The following is a 1,467-nucleotide window of genomic DNA, read 5'->3' as shown; positions in this document are numbered from 1 at the left end:
TCTCCGTCCCCCCTTCGCAGTAACACCAAGTACAGGAATATTAACCTGTTTCCCATCGACTACGCCTTTCGGCCTCGCCTTAGGGGTCGACTCACCCTGCCCCGATTAACGTTGGACAGGAACCCTTGGTCTTCCGGCGAGCGGGCTTTTCACCCGCTTTATCGTTACTTATGTCAGCATTCGCACTTCTGATACCTCCAGCTACCCTCACAGGCCACCTTCAACGGCTTACAGAACGCTCCCCTACCCAACAACACATTGTGTCGCTGCCGCAGCTTCGGTGCATAGTTTAGCCCCGTTACATCTTCCGCGCAGGCCGACTCGACCAGTGAGCTATTACGCTTTCTTTAAATGATGGCTGCTTCTAAGCCAACATCCTGGCTGTCTGAGCCTTCCCACATCGTTTCCCACTTAACTATGACTTTGGGACCTTAGCTGGCGGTCTGGGTTGTTTCCCTCTTCACGACGGACGTTAGCACCCGCCGTGTGTCTCCCGTGATAACATTCTTCGGTATTCGTAGTTTGCATCGGGTTGGTAAGTCGGGATGACCCCCTAGCCGAAACAGTGCTCTACCCCCGAAGATGAGTTCACGAGGCGCTACCTAAATAGCTTTCGGGGAGAACCAGCTATCTCCCGGTTTGATTGGCCTTTCACCCCCAGCCACAAGTCATCCGCTAATTTTTCAACATTAGTCGGTTCGGTCCTCCAGTTAGTGTTACCCAACCTTCAACCTGCCCATGGCTAGATCACCGGGTTTCGGGTCTATACCCTGCAACTTAACGCCCAGTTAAGACTCGGTTTCCCTTCGGCTCCCCTATTCGGTTAACCTTGCTACAGAATATAAGTCGCTGACCCATTATACAAAAGGTACGCAGTCACCTAACGAGTAGGCTCCCACTGCTTGTACGTACACGGTTTCAGGTTCTTTTTCACTCCCCTCGCCGGGGTTCTTTTCGCCTTTCCCTCACGGTACTGGTTCACTATCGGTCAGTCAGGAGTATTTAGCCTTGGAGGATGGTCCCCCCATATTCAGACAGGATACCACGTGTCCCGCCCTACTCTTCGAGTTCACAACGCGTGCATTTTCATGTACGGGGCTATCACCCTGTATCGCCGGACTTTCCAGACCGTTCCATTAACACGCGCGCTGATTCAGACTCTGGGCTCCTCCCCGTTCGCTCGCCGCTACTGGGGGAATCTCGGTTGATTTCTTTTCCTCGGGGTACTTAGATGTTTCAGTTCCCCCGGTTCGCCTCATTAAGCTATGTATTCACTTAATGATAGTGTGTCGAAACACACTGGGTTTCCCCATTCGGGTATCGCCGGGTCAAAGGTTCATATCACCTCGCCGACGCTTATCGCAGATTAGCACGCCCTTCATCGCCTCTGACTGCCAGGGCATCCACCGTGTACGCTTAGTCGCTTAACCTCACAACCCGAAGATGTTTCTTTCGATTCATCATCGA

At 52.6% G+C, this 1,467-nt stretch carries 1 rRNA gene; it reads right to left on the bottom strand.

The window, feature by feature from the left end:
• Positions 1-1,430, bottom strand: a 23S ribosomal RNA gene (locus MUU47_RS00285); the annotation flags it as partial.
• Positions 1,431-1,467: the final 37 nt, after the last annotated feature.

Source organism: Scandinavium hiltneri (assembly GCF_024764835.1).
Lineage (GTDB): Bacteria > Pseudomonadota > Gammaproteobacteria > Enterobacterales > Enterobacteriaceae > Scandinavium > Scandinavium hiltneri.
Note: the sequence above shows the minus strand (reverse complement) of the source record. Positions and strands in the feature narration are given on the sequence as shown.